Origin of the sequence: Kitasatospora sp. DSM 101779 (genome assembly GCF_025655475.1) — a bacterium.
Classification (GTDB): domain Bacteria; phylum Actinomycetota; class Actinomycetes; order Streptomycetales; family Streptomycetaceae; genus Kitasatospora.
Genome location: NZ_JAHTIK010000001.1, coordinates 6,731,696 through 6,752,667, shown reverse-complemented (window position 1 = coordinate 6,752,667; position 20,972 = coordinate 6,731,696). Strand labels below are relative to the sequence as shown.

Here is a 20,972-nt window from a genome sequence, read left to right as displayed (position 1 = left end):
GGGGGGGGGGGCCGGGGGGGGGGGCGCCGGGCCGCCGGTCGTCCCGCCGCTGGACCGGGAGACGTACTACGCCACCCGCCCGCGGATCCGGGCCGAGGTCGAGGTGCTCGCGGCCGACCCGGCCGGCCGGGTGGTCGCCGTCCACGCGCCGGTGGCGGCCGACCGGGAGACGCCCCGCGGCGCCGCGGCGCGGTTGCTGCGCGAGCGCCTCGGTACGGTCCGCCCGCCGGGGCGGCTGCTCGCCCTGGACTGGCTGCCCGGCGACCGTCCCCGCCTGGTCTACGTCTTCGACGGCGGCCGACTCGACCGCCACCGGCCCGCCGACGGTGCGGCGGCCGCCGGGGACCGCCGGACAACGGCCGCGCTGGCCCACCGCGGCACGGCGTCCGGGCCGCTCGAACTGGTCGACGGCGTACCGGTCGCCGGCCCGTGGTGACCGTGGTGACCGTGTGATCGCCGTGCCGCAACCCGGCCCGGGCGCGGGCGCCGGGCGACGCGCCGGAGGCGGGCGGGTGTGACGGCGGGCGGTCTGCGGCATGACAATCGTGGATGGGGAGCGGCCGGTGCCGCCGTACCCGAGGAGGTCGTATGGTCCGCGACATCGAGTCCGTGCTGGCCGGGCGGCAGGTGGAGGCCGTCAGGGCGTCCGGGCTGCTGCGGCTGGTGCTGTCCGGCGGTGTGGTGCTGACGGTGGCGAACGACTTCCGGGTGCGGACGGCCGCCGAGGTGGAGCACTTCTACCCGGGCCTGTCGGCGCCGGCCTCGGGGCTGCTGGCCGCGCTGGTGGGCTCCCGGGTGACGGGGGCGGCGGTGACCCGGGCCGGCGGCCTGGAGTTGGGCTTCGAACCGGGCGTCACCCTGTCGGTGCCGCCGGACACCGCCGTCGCGGGCGACGCGGCCTGGCGGGTCTCCGGGCCGGACGGCCCGCTGTTCACCGCGGAGCCCGGCGGCTACCTCACCGTCTGACACCCCCGGCGTCGTCCGACGTCCCCCGAGACCGTCCGACGTCCCCGAGAGCGCGACGGCTCAGCGCAGGTCGAAGACCAGCCGCGCCGTCACTCGGCCCGCCAGCACGTCGCCGAAGCAGTCGTTGACGTCCTCCAGCCGCCGGGTCTCCCGCATCACCCTGGTCCGGCCGAGTTCGTGCAGCCGGAAGACCTCGCCGAGGTCCTGCCGGGTACCGACGATCGAGCCGACCACCTTCGTCCCGTTCGGCACGGTGTCGAAGACGGGGATCTCCCGCGCGCCGCCGGCCGGCCGTGCGACCAGCACGAGGGTGCCGCCCCGCCGCAGGGCGCCGTACGCGGCCCGGAAGGAGTCGTTGCTGACGGCGAGCGCGATCGCGGCGTCGGCGCCACCGAGCTTCTGCGTCTCCGCCGGAACATCCTGGATGCGGGCGTCGAGGCCGTGGTCGGCGCCGAGTTCGCGGGCCAGGGCCGGCTTCTCGTCGGTGACGTCGACGGCGGTCGTCTCGGCGCCGGCGAGGCGGGCGTACTGGAGGGCGTGGTGGGCGTACTGGAGGGCGAGGTGACCGAGGCCGCCGATGCCGGAGACGAGCACCCGGGTGCCCGGGCCCGAGTCGGCGACCTTGACCGCCTTGTAGCTGGTGACACCCGCGCAGGACAGCGGCGCGGCGTCCATCGGGTCGAGGCCGTCCGGCACGGGCACCACGTAGTCGCGTGGGCGAGCGCTTACTCGGCGTAGGCGCCGTCCACGGAGTAGCCGGAGTTGTGCTGCTGCAGGCGGAGCGTCTCCCATCCGGAGAGGCAGTGGTCGCAGCGGCCGCAGGCGTCGGCGAGCCACGGGACCGCGACCCGCGCGCCGACCCGGACGTGGCGGACGAGCTCCCCGGCGCGCTCGACGACGCGGACACCCTCGTGCCCGGGGACGAACGGCGGGGTCGGGCAGCGGGCGGTCCTCGACGGCGAGCGGTGCGGTGGAGTCGCGGACGACGGCGGCCCTCGCGGCGGTGTCCTCCCGGATCGGGTCGTGCGGGGCCGGGCCCCGGCGGAGCCGCCCGGTGACCTGAGTCAGAGCTTCGGGTCACTAGGATGACGGCCGTTCAACCGCGGCCCGTGGGGCCGCGAACGGGGAGGGGGAACGGTGTTCGGAATCATCAGGCCGTGTCGGCACAGCCTGTCGGAGACGCTGCGCAGCTCGTGGATGGCACACCTGTGCGGGCTCTGCCTGGCGCTGCGCGACGACCACGGGCAGCTGGCCCGGACGGCCACCAACTACGACGGCCTCGTCATATCCGTGCTGGTGGAGGCGCAGGGGCCGCGTGCGGCGGGCGGCCGCCGGACGGCCGGTCCCTGCCCGCTGCGCGGCATGCGCAGCGCCGAGGTCGCGCAGGGCGAGGGCGCCCGGCTCGCCGCGGCGGTGTCGCTGGCGCTGGCCTCGGTGAAGGTCCGCGACCACGTGCTGGACGCCGACGGGGTGTTCGCGAAGCGGCCGGTCGCCGCCGGGGCCCGGGCGGTGGCCCGGCGCTGGGACAGGCAGAGTGCGGGCGGTGGCGCCGGGCTGGGCTTCGACACCGCGGTCCTGCTGGACGCGGCCGACCGGCAGGAGGAGCTGGAGCGGGCCGCCGGGCCGGGCAGCTCGGTGCTGCTGGTGACCGAGCCGACGGAGACCGCGACCGCGGCCGCCTTCGCGCACACCGCGGTGTTGGCCGGCCGGCCGGGCAATGCGGCGGCGCTGGCCGAGGCGGGCCGGCTGTTCGGGCGGCTGGCGCACCTGCTGGACGCCGCGGAGGACCAGCACGAGGACGCGGCCGCCGGGCAGTGGAACCCGCTGACGGCCACCGGCACCGGCCGGGACGAGGCCGAGCGCCTGTGCCGGGACGCGGTGCACGGCATCCGGCTGGCCCTGAAGGACGTCGGTTTCACCGAGCGCGCGCTGGTTCACCGGCTGCTCGCGCACGAGACCGGGCTCGCGGTGGACCGGGTCTTCGGCCACGGTGCGGGTTGCACGGTCACCGCGGGCGGGCAGCACGCGCATGCCTCCCACGGACACGCCCCGCAGCAGCACGGCCCGTACCCGGGTGGTCCGCTGATCGGCGAGCCGCCGGCCCCGATGCCGCCGAAGAAGCCGCGGCGGTCGGGTCTCACGGGCTGCGCGGTGTGGGCGGCGATGGCCTGCACCTGCCAGCTGCTGTGCTGCGAGCACGAGGACCCGTTCAGCCGGGAGAAGAAGGAGGGCTGGTGCCAGCGCAACTGTGACTGCGACTGCGGCAATTGCGACTGCGGGGGCTGTGACTGCGACTGCTGCGACGGGTGCGACTGCTGCGAGGGTTGCGACTGCTGCGACTGCGGCTGTGACTGCTGATCCGGCCGGCCCCGGACGCTCCCTGGACGAGCTGGAGGGCGCCTGGCCGCCGGCGGGGCCCGGGGCCACCCGGCTGGTGGCCACCGCCCACGCCCTGCGCCGGGTGCCGGTGCGCGAACTCGGCGCGGAGGGCCTGCGCCTGCTGATCCGCCAGGACGTCGGCCTGCCCCACCTGGTACCGGTGGCGCTCGGTCTGCTGGAGGCGGACCCGGCGGCGGAGGGCGACCTGTACCCCGGCGACCTGTACGACGCCGTGTCCGGCCTCGGCCCGGGGTTCTGGGCGGGCCGCCCGGACCTCGCGGCCCGGTTCCGCGCGGTCCCGCCCCCGGCCGGTCCCGCGCACGGACGGGAAACCCGCTCCCCGGCTGACGGTGCCGGGCGCTAGCCTGCGTCGGTGCCGATCTTCGTCCACCTCACCTCGGCGGCCAACGCGCCACGGATCCGCCGCTCGGGCATCCGGGCGGCGGGCCGCGGCGAGCGCGGCGTCCACTGCTTCCCGGTGCTGCCCTCGTACACCCTGACCCACCAGTGGGTGCGCGAGCTCGCCCGCTTCGGCACCCGCGGCGGCCTGGTCGCGGTGCACTTCCGGCTGGACGACGCCGAACCGGTGACGGTCCGCCACTACGGCGGGCCGGGCGAGCAGGTCACCGCGGCGGAGGCGGCCGGGCGGCTGGCCGCGATGGCGGACCCGCGCGGCTGGGAGGTGTTCCTGCCGCGGTCGGTCGCCGCGGGCGAGGTGCACCGCCTGCGCCGCCCTCCGCAGGTGGCCGGCTGGCGGTACTTCCCCTCGTCGCACGGCCGCCGGCCCTGCCAGTGCGACGGCTGCCGGGTCCGCGGCGAGTACGGCGGCCGGCGGCTGCGCGAGCGGCTGCCGCACCCGCTGGACGGGCCGCCCCCGCCGACCCGGGTGCTGCTGGAGCGACTGGCCGCCGCGGGCGACCCCGGCGACCCGGAGGTCCTGATCGACCTGCTGCACTGGTTCGGGCTGCGACGGCGCCGCAAGGGCCCGCTGGCCGAACTGGCCCGGCTCGCGGCCCACCCCGACCCGCAGGTCCGCGCCGCACTCGTCCGCACCGTCTGGGACTGGTCCTCCCCCGGCCGGGCCGACCTGGTCGACGGCCTCGCCGACGACCGGGACCACCGGGCCAGGGAGGCCGTCGCGGACGCCAGGGAGTGGCTCGCGGACCGGGACTGAGGCGGGCCCACCGGCCGTCCGCACACGGAGCTCCCGGCCCGAACGGCCGCCCCGGCAGGCCCGGTGACCGGCAGTCAGGGCCACCGGACGGGCCCTTGACCGGCTCGGCTATGCTGCGCCCCTACCAGGGGCGCGCAACGGCGCCCGTACCGCGGCGATGGGGTGGGAAACACCATGATGGGACCGGCACACGCGCTCTCCGGCGCGGCGGCCTGGCTGGCCGCAGGAGCGGCCGCGTACACGCTGGACCGGCCCATGCCCTGGCCCGTCCTGCTGGCGGGTGCGCTGATATCGGCGGGCGCCGCGCTCGCGCCCGACCTGGACCACAAGGCGGCCACCGTCTCGCGGGCCTTCGGTCCGCTGTCGCGCGGCCTGTGCGAGGTCATCGACAAGATCGGCGCCGCCACCTACAAGGCCACCCGCGGCAAGGGCGACCCGCGCCGCAACGGCGGCCACCGCACCCTCACCCACACCTGGCTCTGGGCCGCGCTCTCCGGCGTGGTGGCCTCGCTGTTCTCGGCGTACGGCGACCGCTGGGGCGTCCTGGTGGTGCTCTTCATCCACATGGTGCTGGCGGTCGAGGGGTTGCTGTGGCGCCAGGCCCGGATGTCCAGCGACATCCTGGTCTGGCTGCTCGGCGCGACCAGCGCCTGGACGCTCGCCAGTGTCCTCGACAAGCCGGGCAACGGCGCGAACTGGCTGTTCGACCAGCCCGGCCAGGACTACCTGTGGATCGGCCTGCCGGTGGCGCTGGGCGCCCTGGTGCACTGCCTCGGCGATGCACTGACCGTCTCCGGCTGCCCGGTGCTGTGGCCGATCCCGATCGGCCGCAAGCGCTGGTACCCGATCGGCCCGCCGAAGGCGATGCGCTTCCGGGCCGGCAGCTGGGTGGAGATCAAGGTCCTGATGCCGGTGTTCATGGGACTCGGCGCGATCGGCGCGGTCGCAGCCCTCGGCTTCGTCGGCTGACCCGGCGGCACCGCCCTGCGACACCCACGCCCCGTCGGGGCCCGCGAATCCCGCGGGCCCCGACGGGGCGTCTCAGTTCCGAGGCGGCAGTCGGTGCAGTTCGACTCCGACCAGGTGCCCCGCCTCGATCCGGGCGGTCCTGTAGGTGCAGTACGGCTGTCGGCGCCGGTCGGTCGGCGAGCCGGGGTTGAGCAGCCGCATCCCGCCCTCGGCGACGGTGTCCCAGGGGATGTGGCTGTGGCCGAAGACCAGCACGTCCAGGCCGGGGTGGAGGGTGGCGCAGCGCTCCTCCCGCCCGCGGGCCGGACCGGTCTCGTGGACGACGCCGAGCCGCAGCCCGTCCAGCTCGGCGTGGGCGGTCTCGGGCAGTCGGGCGCGCAGTTCAGGCCCGTCGTTGTTGCCGTGCACGGCGATCAGGCGGGCGGCGCGTTCCTCGAAGAGGTCCAGGGTGGCCGTGTCCGTCCAGTCCCCGGCGTGCACCACGACGTCGGCGGCGGCGATCCGCTCCAGCAGTTCGCCGGGCAGGCTGCGGGCGCGGGCGGGCACGTGGGTGTCGGACACCAGGAGGAGCTCCACGGCCGCAGTCTGCCAGGGCGGGGCGGCCGAGGGCCGGCGGACCGGCCCGGCGCGTCTTCCTGCTGCGACCCCACAGGTACTACTGTCGGGTAACAACAGTCTGCCGCCCGCCGGAGGTCCCGCGCATGCCCGTCCGATCCCTCTCCGCGCGCGCCCTCGGCGGCCTGCTGGTCGGTGCCGGCGTGGCGCACTTCGCGGCGCCGCGACAGTTCGACGCGATCGTGCCCCGCTCCCTGCCGGGCTCGCCCCGCGCCTGGACGTACGCCAGCGGCGTGGCCGAACTGGCGGTCGGCGCAGCCGTCCTGTCCCCCCGCACCCGCGCCGCCGGAGCCCTGGCCGCGGCGGGCCTGTTCGCCGCCGTCTTCCCCGCGAACGTCAAGATGGCGTACGACTGGCGGCACCGCCCCTCGCCGTGGCGCGAGGCCGCGGCGGCCCGCCTCCCACTCCAGGTGCCACTGGTCCTCTGGGCCCTCAAGGTCCGCCGCGAGGCCTGAAGCGGAGGCAGTCGGGCAGCCGGCCAGGGGCGCTGGGGCACCTCCCCCGACCACCCGGGTGCCCGGTGCGGGCCCGTTCCGGAAGGTGGCCGGGCTCAGGGCACCACGGTGACCGGCCAGCGGCCGGCCTTCACCAGCCGGACGGCCACCGAGCCGACGATCCGGTGCCCGGCCTGCTCGGAGGCGCCCACCACGACGGCGTCCGCCTTGAGTTCGTCGGCGGCCCGCACGAGGCCGGAGTACGGGTCCCCGGGGAAGGTGACGAACTGCCAGCGCAGCTCGTAGATGCCGCGCAGCCGCTCGACGCCCAGCCGGATCTCGTCGAGGAGGTGCTCCGCGACGGCGGCGGTGGCCTCGGCGACGGGCAGGCCCAAGGCGGCGGCCGCACCGAGCACGGGCTGGACGAAGACCACGGCCAGCAGTGCGTGCTGCCGTCGTGCGAGGCCGGCGGCGTAGGCGACCGCGCGCCAGGAGGCGTCGGAGCCGTCGGCGCCGGCGACGATCACCTTCGGCCCGTCCGTGCCGCGCTCGAAGCCCGGAACGGCGGCCGGCCCGGGTTCCGCCGACATGTCGTCACTCACGGCACGAGCCTATCGCCGCCGTGTCCGCACAATCCGGGCGGGCCGGGGCACGGGAGGGGTCGAACGGGGCTCAGTGCTCGCCCGCCGCGAGGGCCTCGGCGAGCGTGCCGTAGACCCGCAGCACCTCCTCCGCGCCGGCGATCTCCAGCAGCCCGGAGAGCGCGGGGCCGGGTTCGGCGAGCACCAGGGCCCCGCCGGCCGTCTCGACCACCTCCCGGGCACCGAGGATCAGGTCGAGGCCGGCCGAGTCGCAGAAGGTGAGTCCGGCGCAGTCCACGACGAGGAGTCCGGGCGTCGCGGCGACAGCCTTCTCCAGGGCCTCGCGCAGCGGCAGCTCGCCGTCCCGGTCGAGTTCGCCCTCGGGTCGGACGACCACGGCATGCGCGGAGCGCTGCACCGCGACGGTCAACTGCCCGCTGTCCGGTTCCATCGCTCGCTCCTCGTCCCGAAGGCACGCCCCTCAACGATAGGTCGACGCCGCCCGCGCGGCCCGGGCTGGGGCGGTCTCCCAGATATGGGATACAGTCCCGGATATGAGATCAGATGACCCGCTGGACCTGCGGCTCGCGGCCCGCCTCGCCGAGCTGCGCACCGCCCACGGCTGGTCTCTGGACGACCTGGCGCTGCGTGCCGATGTCAGCCGCTCCACCCTCTCCCGGCTGGAACGTGCGGAGATCAGCCCGACGGCGGCCCTGCTCGGCCGCCTCTGCCGGGCGTACGGGCGCACCATGTCCCAGCTGCTCGCCGAGATCGAGGAGAATGGCAGCGGCCTGGTCCGCGCGGCCGATCAGCCGGTCTGGACGGACCCGGCCTCGGGCTTCGTCCGGCGCTCGGTCTCCCCGCCGCTGGCCGGCCTGCGTGGCGAACTCGTCGAGGGCACCCTGCCGGCCGGCGCCTCGGTCGACTACGACGGCCCGTCGGTGCCGGGCCTGGAGCAGCACCTCTGGCTGCTCTCCGGCCGGCTCGACCTCACCGTCCAGGAGCGGACCCACCACCTCGCGGCCGGGGACTGCCTGCGCTTCCGGCTCTGGGGCCGCACCGCCTTCCGCAGCCCGGGCCCTGAGCCCGCCCGCTACGTGCTGGCCCTCGTCCTGCCCTGACCGCCCCCGACCGCCCCTGACCGCCCCAGTCCGTCCCGGCCCGCCGCACCCCGGCCCGGCCCGGTGCCGGGCCGACCGCCCCGACCGGAGGAACCCGTGCCGCCGACCACCCAGCACCTCAGCACCGAACTCCTTACCGCCGAGGCCCTGGAGAGCGCCGCCCCCGCCCTCGCCGGGCTGCTGCTCGACGCCGTCCGCGCCGGCGCCTCGGTGGGCTTCCCGGCCGACCTCACCGACGGGGCCGCGACCGCGTGGTGGCGTGCCCGGGCGGCGGCGGTCGCCGACGGCGGCCTGCTGGTGTGGACGGCCGGGCCGGCCGACGCCCCGCTGGGCACGGTCAGCCTCGCCCTGGAGCGGTACCCGAACGGCGCCCACCGGGCCGAGATCGGCAAGCTGCTGGTGCACAGCACCGCCCGCCGTCGCGGGCTGGGCCGCACCCTGCTCGCGCTCGCCGAACGGGCCGCCGCCGAGCGCGGCCGCACCCTGCTGCTGCTCGACACCGAGACCGGCAGCGACGCCGAGCGGCTCTACCGCTCCTCCGGCTGGACGGCCCTCGGCGCCGTCCCCGACTACGCGTCCGACCCCGCCGGCACGCTCCGCCCGAGCACCTTCTTCTACAAGCACCTCGACGCCGCCACCGCGAGCATCGAGACCGCAACCGCCACGACCGCAGCCACCCGGCCGCTCGGCTGACCCCGGGCAGGCGAACGACCCCTCCCCGCCGCGTCCGCCGGTGGACGCGAAGGGAGGGGCCGTGAGGCCGCCCGGAGTCAGGCCCGGCCGGCCGCCCGCTGGGTGCGGCGGGCCAGCGAGTCGATGACGACCGCGGCCAGCAGCACCGCACCAGTGATCATGAACTGCAGGGCGTTGCTGAGGCCCTGGATGTTCATGCCGGACAGGATCGAGCCGATGACCAGGGCACCGAGCAGGGCCGACCAGGTCGAGCCCCGGCCGCCGAAGAGGCTGGTGCCGCCGATGACCGCCGCGGCGATCGAGTTCATCAGCAGGTTGCCGCCGCCGGAGGTCTGGCTGGCCGACTGGATCTGGGCGGCCAGGAACAGACCGCCGACCGCCGCCATGGTCGAGGTGATCATGAAGACCGAGATCCGGGTCCACGACACGTTGATGCCGGCGCGCCGGGCGCCCTCGATGTTGCCGCCGAGCGCGAAGATCTGCCGTCCGTAGGTGGTGCGGCGGAGCACGAAGTCCAGTACCACGATGAAGATCAGGAAGATCAGCAGCGCGAGCGGCAGGCCCTTGTACTGGTTGAGGGTGTACGCCGCCAGGAACGCCACGATGGCCAGCAGGATCGTGCGCAGCGCGATGTCCAGGGGCGGCCGGGACGGCACCCCGGCGGTCTGCCGGCGTCTGGCGTCGAGGAGCTGTGAGGCGAGGAAGAGCACGACGCCGACCGCGGCCGTGCCGTAGGCGGCGATCTGCGCGCCGTAGATGGTGGTGTAGAGCTTGGAGACGATGTCGTCGCCGGGGAGGTTGATGGTGCCCTGGCTGCCGAGGATCTGCAGCATGAGGCCGTTCCAGAAGAGGTTGCCGGCCAGGGTGACGACGAACGCGGGCACGCCGATCTTGGCGAAGAAGAAGCCTTGGATCAGACCGACCGCCGCGCCGCCCGCCAGCGCGCACACCAGGGCGACCCATTGGTTGACGCCGTGGGTGACGTCCATGACGGCGAAGATCGCGGCACACAGGCCGGAGACCGAGCCGACGGAGAGGTCGATCTCGCCGAGCAGCAGCACGAAGACGACGCCCAGGGCGATCATGCCCGTGCCGACGATCTGCTGGGAGAGGTTGGAGAGGTTCTGGGCGGACAGGAAGCTGGAGTTCAGACTGCCGAAGACCACCCAGATCACGATGAGGGCGATGATGACGGGCAGTGACCCGAGCTCGCCGCTGCTGACGCGGCGACGGAACTCCTGGACATAGCCCTTCAGGCCCTGCTGGCGGACGATCAGGCGCGGGTCCACCGCCGGGGTGGCGGCGGCCGCGACGTCGACCGGGGCGTTGACGCCGCCCTTCGGCATGCTGTCCTCGGGCAGCGGGACCCGTCCGGATTCACGTCCGGGCTCCTGGCCGGGCCCGCCGGTGGGATCGTCGGTCACTGTTGTCCCTCCTGTCCGCGGGCCCTGCGCCGGGTCACGGCGTTGTCGGTGGCACCGGTGATGGCGGAGATGATCTCCTCCTGATTGGTGGCCCGGCGGTCGAACACGCCGTTGTTGCGGCCGAGCCGCAGCACGGCGATCTTGTCGGAGACCGCCATCACGTCGGCCATGTTGTGGCTGATCAGGATGACCCCGAGGCCGCGCTCACGCAGGCGCTCGACCAGGTCGAGGACCTGGGCGGTCTGCTCGACGCCGAGCGCGGCGGTGGGTTCGTCCAGGATGACGACCTTCGGGTTGCCGACCAGGGCGCGGGCGATCGCGACGGTCTGGCGCTGGCCGCCGGAGAGCGAGGCGATCGGGATGCGCACGCTGGGAATCCGGATGGAGAGCGTGCTGAGCAGTTCTCGCGAGCGCTTCTCCATGGCGACCTCGTCCAGGACGCCGAACTTGCGGATCTCCCGGCCGAGGAAGAGGTTGCCCACCACGTCCAGGTTGTCGCAGAGCGCGAGGTCCTGGTAGACGGTCGCGATCCCGAGGTGCTGGGCGTCCTGCGGCCGGTGGATGCTGGTGGCCTTGCCCTGCCACTCGATCACGCCGTCGTCGGGCACGTACACCCCGGCGATCGCCTTGACCAGTGTGGACTTGCCGGCGCCGTTGTCGCCGACGAGCGCGACGACCTCGCCCGCGGGCACCTCCAGCTCCACGTCGGTCAGCGCCTGGACGGCGCCGAACCGCTTCGAGACCCCGCGCAACGCCAGGACGGGTGGGCCTTCCACAGATATCAGCTCCCTTGTCGGTCGGACGGGTGGGAACGCCTCGTCACTGGAGACCGGCGGCCTTGCAGGCGTCGGCGTAGGTGGGAGTGCAGATCTGCTCGACGGTGTAGAGGCCGTCCTTGACCACGGTGTCCTTGATGTTGGACTTGGTGACCACGATCGGGGTGATCAGGTTCGCCGGCACCTTCTGGCCGCTGCCGCTGGTCGCGGTGGTCGGCACGTCGCTCGGGGTGGGCGTGGTGCCGTTGGCCCAGGCCGCGACGATCTTGGCGCTGGCCTCGGCCTCCGGCTCGTACGGCTTGTAGATGGTCATCGTCTGGGTGCCTGCGACGATGCGCTGGATACCGTCGAGCTGGGCGTCCTGGCCGGTCAGCGGGACGCTGATGCCGGCGGCCTTCATGGCGGTGGCGGCACCGGCGGCCATGCCGTCGTTGGCGGAGTAGATGCCCACGACGTTGGGCCCGCCGATCGCGGTGATCGCGGCGGCGGTCTCCTGGTTGGCCGTGTTCGGGTCCCAGTTCGGGGTGTCGTACTCCTTGCCGACCGTGAGCTTGCCGTCGATCACGCTGTGCGCGCCGGCCTTGAACTGACCCGCGTTGGGGTCGGTCGGCGAGCCGTTGATCATGATGATCGAGCCCTTGCTGGCGTTCGCGCCGACCGCGTCCACCAGGCCCTGGCCCTGGAGCTGGCCGACCTTGAAGTTGTCGAAGGAGACGTACGCGTCGACCGGGCCCTGCGCGAGGCGGTCGTAGGCGAGCACCTTCACGCCGGCGTCGTGGGCCTTCTGCACGGACGCCTGGATGGACTTGGAGTCGACGGCGTCCAGGACGAGGATCTTGTTGCCCTTGGTGAGGGCGGTGTCGACCTGCGTCTGCTGGAGCGTGGCGTCCTGGTTGGCGTTGTAGTAGTCGATCTGCGCACCGGGGACGAGCTTCTTGATGTTCGCCTCGAGCAGCGGACGGTCGAACTGCTCGTAGCGGGTGGTCTTGGACTCCGGGAGGAGCAGGCCCACCTTGACGGTGCCGCCGGAGGCGGCGCCTGACGCACCGGAGCTGGTGGACTGCTTGGCGCTTCCGCAGGCGGCCATACCCAGACCGACGGAGGCCGCCGTGGCGGCGACGACAAGCTGACGTACGACGAGCTTCACTGGACAGCCTCTCACTCGATCTCACCCCCGGACTCCGAGTCTGCGAGCGAATGACCGGCCCCGCGACAGCGGCTGGGCCAATGCGCGGTGGAATATCGCCCGTTCGGCCGTACCCGTCTCGACGGGGACCACGGGTGACCGGCAACACCGGGGCCTGCACCGAAGATTCACCCGCAACGGACCAATGGTCCAGACCAGTGCCCTATGCTGACGGTGCACAGTCATGGGGTAGCGCTACGGATACGACCAGTGGGGGTCTCCTCGGCATGCCTGGACAACGGACGGAACGCCGTGCACCGGCGTACCTGGACATCGCGCGCGATCTGGGGGAGGACATCGGGCGGGGGCGGTTCCCCGCGGGGCAGAACCTGCCCTCGGAACGGCAGCTCGCCACTACGTACGGAGTGAATCGGCAGACGGTGCGGGCCGCACTGCAACACCTGCGGGCCCAGGGCTTCGTGGCCGGCGACCACCTGGGCACCTACGTGCTCGCTCCGCGGGAGGGGCGACCGGCCCGGTCCTCCCCCGGCCCGGCACCCGCCCACGCCTTCCCCGGCTCCTTCGTCCGCACGGCCCGCCCGGCCGCCGGACGCGGGCGGCTGCTGCGCCGGCCGCCCGAACACTGGGTGGCCGCAGCGCTGGAGCTGCCGCCCCGGCGCGCCGCGCTCGCCTACGACCACCGGCTGCGGGACGGGGACGGGCGCACCCTGCAGTCGGCCAGCTCCTGGTTCGCCCCGGCGCTGACGGTGCTGCTGCCCGGGCTCGGGCGGGCCGCGTGGGCGCTCGGCGAGGAGCCGGAGAGCGGCCGGGAGGCTGACCTCGCCGAGCTGTACGGCTGGGCGGCCGCCGCCGGCCTCAGGCTCCGCGCCGCCGACAGCGTCCAGCTGGCCCGCGGCAGCGCGGAGCACGCCTCGCCCGGCGGTCTGGAGGTCCGGCGCACCATCGCCGACCAGCACGGACGCCCGCTGATCGGCACCGTGTTCCGGATCGCCGACGAGCAGGCCGAGCTGCGGTACGCGGACAGCCAGGCGATCCTGCCGGCCGAGGGCCGGGCCCGCCCCGCGGGCGGCGCGCACCGGATCGCCGAGCCGGACCGGGCCGTGCTGCACTCCTGGGCCTCGCCGAACGCCCCGGACCGCGGGCTCGCGCTGCGGGCCAGGATCGTGCTCGCCTGCGAGCACGCCTCGGCGGAGGAGGCGGCCGGACGGCTCGGGCACTCGGCACAGCTGGTGGCCGCCTGGCGGGACAGGTTCCGCGCCGGCGGCCTGCAAGCGCTGGAGGCCTCACCGCGCAAGGCCAGGTCCCGCCCGCGCTGAGCCCCGCGGGCGCGGCTGTCGGGCATGTCTTCCACGGGCAGTCGGGTGGTCGATTCAGGGGCGCTGGGGGCACCTCCCTATGGCCGCCCGATCGCCCTTGAAGGCGTGCTCCAAGGCTTGCGCAGCCGGACGAGGGCGTCGATGGCCTCGCCCGCCGTGCCGTGGCCGTCGGGGGCGGCCACGGTGCGGCGCACCCGCTCGGCGCGGACGGTCTCCAGGCCGAGGCCGGCGAGGTCGTCGAGGACGTCGGCGGGGGTGAAGAGCACCCGCGGGTCCTGCGGTCCGCCGGTGCCCTCGGTGAGGTTGAGGCTGTCGTGGCCGACGACGAGCAGGGTGCCGCCGGGGGCCAGGGCCGCGGCGGCCCGGCGCAGCGCGGTGCGGCGGTCGGCGGCGGGCAGCTGCAGGTAGGCGACGAGGACGAGGTCGTACTCCGCAGGGCCTGCGGTGCGGGTGAGGACGTCGGCGCGCACCCAGTCGATCCGGTCGGCGGCGCCGGCCGGGCGGGTGGCCGCGAGGGTGCGGCCGCGGTCGAGGGCGACGGCGGAGAAGTCGACGGCCGTGGCGTGCCAGCCGCGTTCGGCGAGCCAGACGCTGTTGCGGCCCTCGCCGGCGGCGAGGTCGAGGGCGCGGCCGGGCGGCAGTTCCTCGCACTCGCGGACGACCCAGCGGTTGGGCTCGACGCCCCAGAGCTGCTCGGTGGCGCGGTAGCGCTCGTCCCAGTCCTGACTGTCCATCGGCGGCCTCCTCGGTCCGAGGGTACGCGGCGGCCGACGTACGGCCGGTGTATGACCTTGGTAACCCCGGGGCTGGGGCGGCGGCGCCGGACGGGCGGGGCGAGCCCGCCCCGCACCCGATGAGCAGGTGGACGAACGATCCTTCTGCCGAGGCTGCGGGGCGGGTGCCGGACCGGCGCGCGGACGGGCGCCGGCCTGCCGACGGGCCGTGATGTGCCGGGGTCACGGCTGGGATTCGATGCCGCTGTCTGACGGTCCGAAAGGTTGTTAGGTTAGGCTTGCTTCCCTTACTGTCCTGGGTGCCGGAAAACCGACCAGCACCTCGGAGTACGCCATGCCCGCCCGCCGCTCCACCGCAGCGACGCTCCTGACCATCGCCGTGGCCGGCGCAGCCCTGGCCGGCTGCTCCAAGAAGGACGACGCCGCCTCCTCGGACGCGGTCAAGGTCACCGCCTCCGACTCCGCGTGCGAGGTCGCGAAGACCAGCTTCCCGGCCGGTGCGGTCGAGCTCTCCGTCCAGAACCAGGGCTCGAAGTCCACCGAGGTCTACGTCTACGCCGCCGGCGACAAGATCGTCACCGAGCGCGAGAACATCGGCCCGGGCACCACCGTGAGCATCCACGCCGAGATCAAGGCCGGCGAGTACGAGATCGCCTGCAAGCCGGGCATGACCGGCGACGGCATCCGCCAGAAGATCACCGTCACCGGTGCCGCCGCGCCGGCCGCCAAGGCCGACCCGCGCCTGGCCGCCGCCGTCGAGGCGTACCGCAAGTACGCGCAGGAGCAGGCCGACGCCACCATCCCGGTGGTCACCCAGTTCGCCGAGGCCGTCAAGGCCGGCGACGCCGAGAAGGCCAAGTCGCTGTTCGCCGCCTCCCGCGTGGGCTGGGAGCGCACCGAGCCGATCGCCGAGAGCTTCGGCGACATCGACCCGAAGACCGACACCCGCGAGGACGGCCTGGAGGCCGGCCAGCAGTGGACGGGCTGGCACAAGATCGAGAAGTCGCTCTGGGCCGACGGCGCGATCACGGACGACGACAAGAAGCTCGCCGACCAGCTGGTCACGGACCTGAAGGACTGGCAGTCCCGCATCGCCAAGGCCGAGATCACCCCGACCTCGATGGCCAACGGCGCCAAGGAGCTGCTGGACGAGGTCTCCAAGAACAAGATCACCGGTGAGGAGGACCGCTACTCCCACACCGACCTGTCGGACTTCGCCGCCAACGTCGACGGTGCCGAGAAGGCCTACGAGCTGCTGAAGCCGGTCGCCGCCGAGAAGGACGCCGCGCTGGCCAAGACCCTGGACGCCGAGTTCGCCGCGATCAAGGTGCTGCTCGGCAAGTACAAGCAGGGCGAGGCCTACACCTCGTACGACAAGATCACCCAGCCGGAGCGCAAGGCGTTCTCGGACGCGGTGAACTCCCTGGGCGAGCCGCTGTCGAAGCTCGCCGCCGCGGTCGTCACCGGCTGATCCCGGCCCGACCGCACCAGCGCCCCGCCGCGGCGGCCCGACCGGGCCGCCGCGGCATCCGCAGAGACAGGACCGAAGGAAGCCCCGTGGACGCCGAGACCGCCGAGACCACAGCGCCGGACACCGCCACCGACCAGGCCGCCCCCACCCGCCGTGCCGTCATCGGCTGGGCCGGCGCCGGCCTCGCCCTGGGCGCGGCCGCCGCCGGCTCGGTCGCCGCCGCGACCATGCACGAGGCCGCGCCCGCCGCCGCCCCCGGCATCGACTCCACCGTCGACATCCCCTTCTACGGCGACCACCAGGCCGGCATCGCCACGCCCGTCCAGGACCGGCTGCACTTCGCCGCGTTCGACGTCATCACCAAGGACCGCGAGGCCCTGGTGAAGATGCTGAAGGAGTGGACGAAGGCGGCTGCCGCGATGACCGCGGCCCGCGAGGTCGGCGCCGGCGCGACCGGCGGCCTCCCGGAGGCCCCGCCGGACGACACCGGCGAGGCGCTCGGCCTGCCCGCGTCGCGGCTGACCCTGACCGTCGGCTTCGGCCCGACGCTCTTCGAGAAGGACGGCGAGGACCGGTTCGGCATCAAGGCGAAGCGGCCCGAGGCCCTCGTCGACCTGCCGAAGTTCCCCGGCGACCGGCTGGAGGCGAACCGCACCGGCGGCGACATCTGCGTCCAGGCCTGCGCCGACGACCCGCAGGTCGCCGTGCACGCGATCCGCAACCTGGCCCGGATCGGCATGGGCGTGGTCAACGTCCGCTGGTCGCAGCTCGGCTTCGGCAAGACCTCCTCGACCACCCCCGAGGCGCAGACCCCGCGCAACCTCATGGGCTTCAAGGACGGCACCCACAACATCGCCGGCACCGACGCCAAGTCGCTGGCCGACCACGTGTGGGTCGCCCCCGGCGACGGCCAGGACTGGATGACCGGCGGCTCCTACCTCGTCGCCCGGCGGATCCGGATGACCATCGAGACCTGGGACCGCACCCCGCTCAAGGAGCAGGAGGACATCTTCGGCCGCAGCAAGCTGGAGGGCGCCCCGGTCGGCAAGCAGAAGGAGCGGGACACCCCGGACCTGTCCGCGATGAAGGAGGACGCGCACGTCCGCCTCGCGCACCCGGACAGCAACAACGGGCTGATGATCCTGCGCCGCGGCTTCTCCTTCACGGACGGCACCGACGGCCTCGGCCGCCTGGACGCCGGCCTGTTCTTCCTCGCCTACCAGCGCGACACCCGCAAGGCCTTCGTGCCGCTGCAGTCGAAGCTCGCCGCCAACGACGCGCTGAACGAGTACATCACGCACGTCGGCTCCGGCCACTTCGCGTGCCCGCCCGGCGTCCGCAAGCCCGGCGAATGGTGGGGCCAGGCCCTGTTCGGCTGACCCCCTGCCCCCGTACCACCTCCACCCCCGGGAGTCTCTCGTGTTCGGCAACTACCTGATCGGTCTGCGGGAAGGCCTCGAAGCCAGCCTCGTGGTCTGCATCCTGATCGCCTATCTGGTCAAGACCGACCGCCGGGACCGCCTCGCGCCCGTCTGGGCGGGCATCGCCGCGGCGGTCGTGCTGAGCATGACCTTCGGCGCCGTCCTCCAGTACGGCTCGACGCAGCTCAGCTTCGAGGCGCAGGAGGCGCTCGGCGGCTCCCTGTCGATCGTCGCGGTCGGTCTGGTCACCTGGATGGTGTTCTGGATGCGCCGCACCGCCCGGCACCTGAAGGCCGAGCTGCACGGCAAGCTGGACGCCGCGCTGGCGATGGGCACCTTCGCCCTGGTGGTGACGGCCTTCCTCGCGGTCGGGCGCGAGGGCCTGGAGACGGCGCTGTTCATCTGGACGGCCGTCCAGGCGACCAGCGACGGCGTGCGGCCGCTGGTCGGCGCGATCCTCGGCCTGCTCACCTCGGTGGTGCTGGGCTGGATGTTCTACCGGGGCGCGCTGAAGATCAACCTCGCCAAGTTCTTCACCTGGACGGGCGCGATGCTGGTCGTCGTGGCCGCCGGCGTGCTCGCCTACGGCGTGCACGACCTGCAGGAGGCCGGCTGGATCCCCGGCCTGACGAGCCAGGCCTTCGACGTCTCCAGCACCGTTCCGAAGGACAGCTGGTACGGCACCCTGCTGAAGGGCGTCTTCAACTTCCAGCCGGACCCGACGGTGCTGCAGGTCGCGGTCTGGGCCGCCTACCTGGTGCCCACGCTCTTCCTCTTCCTGCGGCAGTCCGGCGGCTCGGCCCCCAGGCCGGCCCCCGTCCCCGCGGCGGCGGAGAAGCCCGCCGCCTGAAGCCCGTCCTCCGGGCGGACGGACGATCGGTCAGGGGCGCGGGGAACTGCGCACTTCGGATGTGGCTCCCCGTACGAACCAGGGGTCGGCCCTGATGGCGGAGACGGCCCTTCCCGGACTGCGCGGTTCCCCGCCGCGCCCCTGACGTGACCGCCCGAGTCGTTTCCTCGCGCTTCAGAAGGTCCCGTACCCCGTCGGGGGTGCGGGACCTTCCGCGTTTCCGCGGGTGTCGGTAGTGGCCGGTCGACGCCGCGCCGGAGTTGTCGCAGAGCCAGGGCTCACCGATCGCGCAGGCCGGGCAGGCCCGGGAGGCGGGAGCCCGGTTGAGGACCACCGGGTCGCCGGGCGCCACCCCGGTGACGCCCTCGCCGACCGAGACGACCGTGCCGGCGCCCTCGTGGCCGAGGACCAACGGGAGGGTGGCGCGCAGCATGCCGCGGCCGATCGACAGGTCGGAGTGGCAGACACCGGCGGCGAGCCGGACGCGGACCCGGCCGGGCCCCGGGTCCGGCAGGACGATGTCGGTGATCTCGAGCGGGGCCCCGGCGGAGCGCCGGACGGCGGCGCGACCATGGCGGTCGCCTCGGTGGTCTTCTCGGTGGTCTTCTCGGTGGTCTTCTCGGTGGTCTTCGGGTGCGGGCGGGGGCCGCGCGGGCGTGCGGTCAGAACTGGAGGGACTTGGTCTGCAGGAACTCCTCGAGGCCGTGCCGGCGGAGTTCGCGGCCCACACTGGTCCGCGTAGCGCTCCACCCGATGCTCCCCGGAGTCCGCTCCGGATTTAACTAGCAGTGGTAGTTAACTGGCGGGTAGCCTGTCGGCGCACGACCGCGGCGCGCCGCGGCGCCGGGAGTGACGCCCCCTCACACCCGGGCACCGGTGACCGGCCACCGCCCGGATGCCCGCCCCGGCGCCTGTAGGGTTGGGCCGCATGAACGCCCGAACAGCCCCCGCCACGGCGGCCTCCCGCAGGTCCGAGGCCCGGGAGCGGCTGCTCGACACGGCCGCCGGACTGTTCTACGCGGAGGGCGTCCGGGCCGTCGGCGTCGACCGGCTTATCGCCGAGGCGGGCATCACCAAGGCCACCTTCTACCGGCACTTCCCCGGCAAGGACGAACTCGTCCTCGCCTACCTCGACCGCCGCGACCGGGACGTCCGGGAGCGCCTCGCGGCGGCGGCCGCGGCCTCGCCCGACCCGCGCAGCACCCTCGCCGTCCTGGTGGCGGCCCTCGCCGACGAGGTCTGCGGACCGGGCTTCCGCGGCTGCCCGTTCATCAACGCCGCCGCCGAGTACCCCGACGCCGACCACCCGGTACGCCGGCTGGTCGCCGCCCACCGCCGCTGGTTCCGCGACGCGCTCGCGGACCTGCTCACCGCCTGCGGCCACCTTGACCCGGCGGGCGGCGCCGCAGCCCTGCTCCTCCTCCGCGACGGTGCGATGGTCGCCGGCTACCTCGACGGCACCGAAACCCGCGACCGCATCACCGCCACCGCCGCGGCCCTCCTCGGCCCGCTCCCCTGACGGAGGCCTCCGGGTACACCGGGCATCCCCGGGGGCGGGAAATCCCGGCATCCCCAGGGGCGCGGGGAACTGCGCGAATCGGGAGGCGCAGACCCACGGCCTTCCGTCTCTCGCAGTTCCCCGCGCCCCTCAGTTGCCCCTACTCGTCGGGCCCAGCGGACTCCTGGGTGCCCCGCGTTCCGGCGCACCCGCGGATGGCCCGTTCCCCACGGCCCGGGCCACCGTCTAGGGTGCTCGGCACACCGCCCGTACCCCCACCGGAGGATGACTGCCGTGACGTCCGCCCCGTCCGTTCCGCCGTCCGAGCGGCTGCGGATCGCCGTGCTCGGCGCCGGCAGCATCGGCTGCCACCTGGGCGGTCTGCTCGCCGAGGTCGCCGAGGTCACCCTGATCGGCCGGCCGGCCGCGATGGACGCGGTGCGCGAGCACGGCCTCACCCTCACCGGGGGCGGCCGCCCCGCCGTCCGGGTGCCCGCCGGAGGCCTCCGTACGGCCACCGACCCCGCCGCCGTCGAGGGCGCCGACCTTGTCCTGGTGACGGTGAAGTCGGCCGCGACCGCGGAGGCCGCCGGCTCCGTCGCCGAGCTGCTCGCCCCGGGCGCCGCACTGGTCAGCTTCCAGAACGGCCTGCACAATCCGGCGCTGATCAGGTCGGCCGTCGGTGCGGGGCATCCGGTGGTGGCCGGCATGGTGCCGTACAACGTGCTGCAGACCTCGCCGGGAGTGTTCCACCAAGGGTCCGGCGGGGCGCTGATGATCGACGACCAGCCGGCCGGCGCCCCGCTCGCGGCGGCCGCGGCCGCGGCCGGACTGCCGGTCGAGCGCCGCGCCGACATGCGCGAGGTGCAGCACGGCAAGCTGCTGATGAACCTCAACAACGCGGTCAACGCGCTCTCCGGCATGCCGCTGCGCGAGGAGCTCGGGCAGCGGGCGTTCCGGCGCTGCCTGGCGCTGTGTCAGCAGGAGGCGCTGGCGGCGATGCGGGCGGAGGGCGTGCACCCGGCCCGGCTGGGCGCCCTGCCGACCGCGCTGATGCCCCGCCTGCTGGCGCTGCCCGACGGCGTGTTCCGGAGGCTGGCGGCGGCGACGCTGAAGGTGGACGCCGAGGCCCGCTCGTCCACCTGGGAGGACCTGCAGCGCGGCCGGCGGACGGAGATCGACAGTCTGCAGGGCGAGGTGGTGGCGATGGCCGGGCGGCACGGGCTGGCGGCGCCGGCCAACGCCCGGCTGATCGAACTCGTCCGGGAGGCGGAGCAGGCCGGGCCCGGCGGGGCACGTGTGTGGGCGGGCGCGGAGCTGCTCGCCGAGCTGCGGGCCGCCCGACCTGCGGGAACGCGACAACGGGGACCCCAAAGACGAATCCAGGATTCGCATTAGATAGT

Annotated in this window: 22 protein-coding genes and 2 pseudogenes; 15 read left to right on the top strand and 9 right to left on the bottom strand. The window is 74.4% G+C overall.

The window, feature by feature from the left end; translation table 11 throughout:
- Nucleotides 1-436: hypothetical protein (locus tag KSNIM_RS30765; protein ID WP_263106395.1), on the top strand; the 436-nt coding region annotated here is incomplete at its 5' end.
- A 152-nt stretch (nt 437-588) separates the two neighbouring features.
- Nucleotides 589-966, top strand: coding sequence for a DUF6188 family protein (locus KSNIM_RS30760; protein WP_263106394.1), 378 nt, complete (start codon nt 589-591; stop codon nt 964-966).
- 60 nt (nt 967-1,026) lie between these two features.
- On the opposite strand, the pseudogene KSNIM_RS30755 reads toward KSNIM_RS30760, so the two are convergent.
- Nucleotides 1,027-1,904 (bottom strand): annotated as a pseudogene (locus tag KSNIM_RS30755) (zinc-binding dehydrogenase); the annotation flags it as partial.
- A gap of 199 nt (nt 1,905-2,103) precedes the next feature.
- Here KSNIM_RS30755 and KSNIM_RS30750 point away from each other — a divergent pair.
- The 4 genes from KSNIM_RS30750 to KSNIM_RS30735 all read left to right on the top strand — a co-directional run bounded on the left by KSNIM_RS30750 (nt 2,104) and on the right by KSNIM_RS30735 (nt 5,488).
- Entirely contained in the window at nt 2,104-3,324 is a 1,221-nt protein-coding gene (locus KSNIM_RS30750) for a DUF5685 family protein (protein WP_263106393.1), read from the top strand.
- Complete coding sequence (locus tag KSNIM_RS30745; protein WP_263106392.1) at nt 3,314-3,709, top strand: contact-dependent growth inhibition system immunity protein; 396 nt, start codon at nt 3,314-3,316, stop codon at nt 3,707-3,709. The genes KSNIM_RS30750 and KSNIM_RS30745 overlap by 11 nt, the downstream gene beginning before the upstream one ends.
- A 9-nt stretch (nt 3,710-3,718) precedes the next feature.
- On the top strand, nt 3,719-4,519 hold the full coding sequence (locus KSNIM_RS30740) for a HEAT repeat domain-containing protein (protein WP_263106391.1): 801 nt from the start codon (nt 3,719-3,721) through the stop codon (nt 4,517-4,519).
- Nucleotides 4,520-4,693: 174 nt separating this feature from the next.
- Nucleotides 4,694-5,488, top strand: a complete 795-nt coding sequence (locus tag KSNIM_RS30735; protein ID WP_263106390.1) for a metal-dependent hydrolase — start codon at nt 4,694-4,696, stop codon at nt 5,486-5,488.
- A 72-nt stretch (nt 5,489-5,560) separates the two neighbouring features.
- Here the strand turns inward: KSNIM_RS30735 and KSNIM_RS30730 are convergent, their stop codons facing one another.
- A complete protein-coding gene (locus tag KSNIM_RS30730; RefSeq protein ID WP_263106389.1) occupies nt 5,561-6,064 on the bottom strand; it encodes a metallophosphoesterase family protein in 504 nt (167 codons plus the stop codon).
- A 125-nt stretch (nt 6,065-6,189) separates the two neighbouring features.
- On the opposite strand from KSNIM_RS30730, the gene KSNIM_RS30725 reads away from it, so the two are divergent.
- The gene (locus KSNIM_RS30725) at nt 6,190-6,558 is read left to right on the top strand and encodes a MauE/DoxX family redox-associated membrane protein (RefSeq protein WP_263106388.1); all 369 of its coding nucleotides are present in this window, start codon (nt 6,190-6,192) and stop codon (nt 6,556-6,558) included.
- A gap of 95 nt (nt 6,559-6,653) precedes the next feature.
- On the opposite strand, the gene KSNIM_RS30720 is transcribed toward KSNIM_RS30725, so the two are convergent.
- Both KSNIM_RS30720 and KSNIM_RS30715 read right to left on the bottom strand, forming a co-directional pair.
- Nucleotides 6,654-7,127: a universal stress protein gene (locus tag KSNIM_RS30720; protein WP_263108186.1), complete on the bottom strand. Its 474-nt coding sequence runs from the start codon at nt 7,125-7,127 to the stop codon at nt 6,654-6,656.
- A gap of 82 nt (nt 7,128-7,209) precedes the next feature.
- Nucleotides 7,210-7,569, bottom strand: a complete 360-nt coding sequence (locus KSNIM_RS30715) for an STAS domain-containing protein (protein WP_263106387.1) — start codon at nt 7,567-7,569, stop codon at nt 7,210-7,212.
- Nucleotides 7,570-7,672: 103 nt separating this feature from the next.
- Here KSNIM_RS30715 and KSNIM_RS30710 point away from each other — a divergent pair, with 103 nt between their 5' ends.
- Both KSNIM_RS30710 and KSNIM_RS30705 read left to right on the top strand, forming a co-directional pair.
- Nucleotides 7,673-8,239, top strand: a complete 567-nt coding sequence (locus KSNIM_RS30710) for a helix-turn-helix domain-containing protein (protein ID WP_263106385.1) — start codon at nt 7,673-7,675, stop codon at nt 8,237-8,239.
- A gap of 96 nt (nt 8,240-8,335) precedes the next feature.
- Nucleotides 8,336-8,932 (top strand): GNAT family N-acetyltransferase, encoded by a 597-nt coding sequence (locus KSNIM_RS30705; protein ID WP_411543802.1) that lies wholly within the window; start codon nt 8,336-8,338, stop codon nt 8,930-8,932.
- Between the two features lie 77 nt (nt 8,933-9,009).
- On the opposite strand, the gene KSNIM_RS30700 is transcribed toward KSNIM_RS30705, so the two are convergent.
- The 3 genes from KSNIM_RS30700 to KSNIM_RS30690 all read right to left on the bottom strand — a co-directional run bounded on the left by KSNIM_RS30700 (nt 9,010) and on the right by KSNIM_RS30690 (nt 12,279).
- Nucleotides 9,010-10,278: a sugar ABC transporter permease gene (locus KSNIM_RS30700; RefSeq protein ID WP_263108184.1), complete on the bottom strand. Its 1,269-nt coding sequence runs from the start codon at nt 10,276-10,278 to the stop codon at nt 9,010-9,012.
- Nucleotides 10,279-10,352: 74 nt separating this feature from the next.
- On the bottom strand, nt 10,353-11,132 hold the full coding sequence (locus KSNIM_RS30695; RefSeq protein WP_263106384.1) for an ATP-binding cassette domain-containing protein: 780 nt from the start codon (nt 11,130-11,132) through the stop codon (nt 10,353-10,355).
- Between the two features lie 43 nt (nt 11,133-11,175).
- Nucleotides 11,176-12,279 carry a sugar ABC transporter substrate-binding protein gene (locus KSNIM_RS30690; protein ID WP_411543801.1) on the bottom strand — a complete coding sequence of 368 codons (1,104 nt, stop codon included), beginning with the start codon at nt 12,277-12,279 and terminating at the stop codon, nt 11,176-11,178.
- A gap of 50 nt (nt 12,280-12,329) precedes the next feature.
- On the opposite strand from KSNIM_RS30690, the gene KSNIM_RS30685 reads away from it, so the two are divergent.
- Entirely contained in the window at nt 12,330-13,595 is a 1,266-nt protein-coding gene (locus KSNIM_RS30685; RefSeq protein WP_317634075.1) for a GntR family transcriptional regulator, read from the top strand.
- A gap of 77 nt (nt 13,596-13,672) precedes the next feature.
- On the opposite strand, the gene KSNIM_RS30680 is transcribed toward KSNIM_RS30685, so the two are convergent.
- Nucleotides 13,673-14,329, bottom strand: a complete 657-nt coding sequence (locus tag KSNIM_RS30680) for a class I SAM-dependent methyltransferase (RefSeq protein ID WP_263106382.1) — start codon at nt 14,327-14,329, stop codon at nt 13,673-13,675.
- 334 nt (nt 14,330-14,663) lie between these two features.
- Here KSNIM_RS30680 and efeO point away from each other — a divergent pair, with 334 nt between their 5' ends.
- The 3 genes from efeO (at nt 14,664) to efeU (ending at nt 18,071) form a co-directional block, all read left to right on the top strand.
- Nucleotides 14,664-15,800 (top strand): iron uptake system protein EfeO, encoded by a 1,137-nt coding sequence (gene efeO / locus KSNIM_RS30675; protein WP_263106381.1) that lies wholly within the window; start codon nt 14,664-14,666, stop codon nt 15,798-15,800.
- 86 nt (nt 15,801-15,886) lie between these two features.
- Nucleotides 15,887-17,179: an iron uptake transporter deferrochelatase/peroxidase subunit gene (gene efeB, locus KSNIM_RS30670; RefSeq protein ID WP_263106380.1), complete on the top strand. Its 1,293-nt coding sequence runs from the start codon at nt 15,887-15,889 to the stop codon at nt 17,177-17,179.
- 40 nt (nt 17,180-17,219) lie between these two features.
- A complete protein-coding gene (gene efeU, locus KSNIM_RS30665) occupies nt 17,220-18,071 on the top strand; it encodes an iron uptake transporter permease EfeU (protein ID WP_263106379.1) in 852 nt (283 codons plus the stop codon).
- A 226-nt stretch (nt 18,072-18,297) separates the two neighbouring features.
- Here efeU and KSNIM_RS30660 read toward each other — a convergent pair.
- Nucleotides 18,298-18,600: pseudogene (locus KSNIM_RS30660) on the bottom strand (alcohol dehydrogenase catalytic domain-containing protein); the annotation flags it as partial.
- Nucleotides 18,601-18,999: 399 nt separating this feature from the next.
- Here KSNIM_RS30660 and KSNIM_RS30655 point away from each other — a divergent pair.
- Together KSNIM_RS30655 and KSNIM_RS30650 are read left to right on the top strand one after the other, a co-directional pair.
- Nucleotides 19,000-19,590 (top strand): TetR/AcrR family transcriptional regulator, encoded by a 591-nt coding sequence (locus KSNIM_RS30655; RefSeq protein WP_263106377.1) that lies wholly within the window; start codon nt 19,000-19,002, stop codon nt 19,588-19,590.
- A 273-nt stretch (nt 19,591-19,863) separates the two neighbouring features.
- Nucleotides 19,864-20,967 (top strand): 2-dehydropantoate 2-reductase, encoded by a 1,104-nt coding sequence (locus KSNIM_RS30650; protein ID WP_263106375.1) that lies wholly within the window; start codon nt 19,864-19,866, stop codon nt 20,965-20,967.
- Nucleotides 20,968-20,972: the final 5 nt, after the last annotated feature.